Here is a 2,017-nt window from a genome sequence, read left to right as displayed (position 1 = left end):
CGCGCCGGCGCGGGGTGCCCACTCCGGCGCCGGTGGTCGCGGTGGCGCCGCCGGTCGCCTCGGCGAGCGCGACGGTGCTGGAGGTGCGCGCGCACGACGCGCCCGGCCTGCTGCACCGGATCGGCCGGGCGCTGGACGGCGCCGGGGTGCGGGTGCGGACCGCGCACGTCTCGACGCTCGGCGCGGACGCCGTGGACGCCTTCTACCTGACCGACGCGGCGGGCCGTCCGCTCTCCGCGCGGCGGGCCGGGGAGGTGGCGGCGGCGGTCCGGGCGGCGCTGGGCTGAGCCGCCGGTTCCGGGGCCGTCCGAGCTCGTTCCAACCCGGGTGGAGACCGTCACCGGACCGGCCGGATACCCTTGGGGACGACGACCGTACCCACACCGATGCCGCAGAGGACCCGCGACGACGTGTTCGACACTCTTTCCGATCGCCTCGCAGCGACGTTCAAGAACCTCCGGGGCAAGGGCCGCCTGAGCGAGGCGGACATCGACGCCACCGCCCGCGAGATCCGCATCGCGCTCCTGGAGGCGGACGTCGCGCTGCCGGTCGTCCGGGCCTTCATCAAGCAGGTGAAGGAGCGCGCGCTCGGCGTCGAGGTCTCCGGCGCGCTGAACCCGGCCCAGCAGATCATCAAGATCGTCAACGAGGAGCTCATCGCCATCCTCGGTGGCGAGACCCGCCGGGTGCGGTTCGCCAAGAGCGGCCCGACGGTGATCATGCTCGCCGGTCTGCAGGGCGCCGGTAAGACCACCCTGGCCGGCAAGCTCGGGCACTGGCTGAAGAAGCAGAAGCACACCCCGCTGCTGGTCGCCTGCGACCTCCAGCGCCCCAACGCCGTCAACCAGCTGCAGGTCGTCGCCGACCGCGCGGGCGTCGCGTTCTACGGGCCGCAGCCGGGCAACGGCGTCGGCGACCCGGTCCAGGTGGCCCGGGACTCGATCGAGTACGCCAAGCAGAAGCAGTTCGACGTCGTCATCGTCGACACCGCCGGCCGCCTCGGCATCGACGCCGAGCTGATGCAGCAGGCCGCCGACATCCGCGCCGCCGTCAACCCGGACGAGGTCCTGTTCGTCGTCGACGCGATGATCGGCCAGGACGCGGTCACCACCGCGCAGGCCTTCCTCGAAGGCGTCGACTTCACCGGTGTGGTGCTCTCCAAGCTCGACGGCGACGCCCGCGGCGGTGCCGCGCTCTCGGTCGCGCACGTCACCGGCCGGCAGATCATGTTCGCCTCCAACGGCGAGAAGGTCGACGACTTCGACGCCTTCCACCCGGACCGGATGGCCTCGCGCATCCTGGGCATGGGTGACGTCCTCTCGCTGATCGAGAAGGCCGAGCAGACCTTCTCGCAGGCCGAGGCGGAGAAGATCGCCGCCAAGCTGCGCGGCGGCCCGAAGCAGTTCACCCTGGACGACTTCCTGTCCCAGCTGGAGCAGGTCCAGAAGATGGGCTCGATCTCCAAGCTGCTCGGCATGCTGCCCGGCATGGGCCAGATCCGCGAGCAGATCAACAACATCGACGACAAGGACGTCAACCGCGTCGGCGCGATCATCAAGTCGATGACCCCGACCGAGCGCGCCGAGCCGGAGCTGATCAACGGCTCCCGCCGGGCCCGCATCGCCAAGGGCTCGGGCGTCCAGGTCGGCGAGGTGAAGAACCTGGTCGAGCGGTTCTTCGAGGCCCGCAAGATGATGTCCGCGATGGCCTCCGGCAAGGGCGTGCCCGGCATGCCGGGCATCCCGGGCATGGGCGGCGGCGCCAAGAAGTCCGCCAAGAAGGCCCCGGCCGCCAAGGGCAAGCGCAAGAGCGGCAACCCGCTGAAGCGGGCGCAGGAGGAGGCCGCGGCCGCCGAGCGCCGCGCGCTCGGCGCCGGCCAGCCGCCCGCCGAGGGCGGTGCGTTCGGCCTCGGCGCGGGCAAGGGCCCGGCCGACTTCGAGCTGCCCAAGGAGTTCAAGGACCTGCTGTAGTCCTGCCCGGCTCCCGCCCAGGTGCCCGTGAACGGCCCGCCGCCCGG

The 2,017-nt window shown here is 72.2% G+C and carries 2 protein-coding genes; both read left to right on the top strand.

Annotation, left to right across the window (positions count from 1 at the left end; all coding sequences use genetic code 11):
- Positions 1-287, top strand: a 287-nt coding sequence (locus ABD308_RS22265; RefSeq protein WP_344337905.1) for an ACT domain-containing protein, incomplete at its 5' end; no start/stop codon positions are given.
- Positions 288-410: 123 nt separating this feature from the next.
- Positions 411-1,970 carry a signal recognition particle protein gene (gene ffh, locus ABD308_RS22260; RefSeq protein ID WP_344337913.1) on the top strand — a complete coding sequence of 520 codons (1,560 nt, stop codon included), beginning with the start codon at positions 411-413 and terminating at the stop codon, positions 1,968-1,970.
- Positions 1,971-2,017: the final 47 nt, after the last annotated feature.

Source organism: Kitasatospora putterlickiae (assembly GCF_039527695.1).
GTDB lineage: Bacteria > Actinomycetota > Actinomycetes > Streptomycetales > Streptomycetaceae > Kitasatospora > Kitasatospora putterlickiae.
Note: the sequence above shows the minus strand (reverse complement) of the source record. Positions and strands in the feature narration are given on the sequence as shown.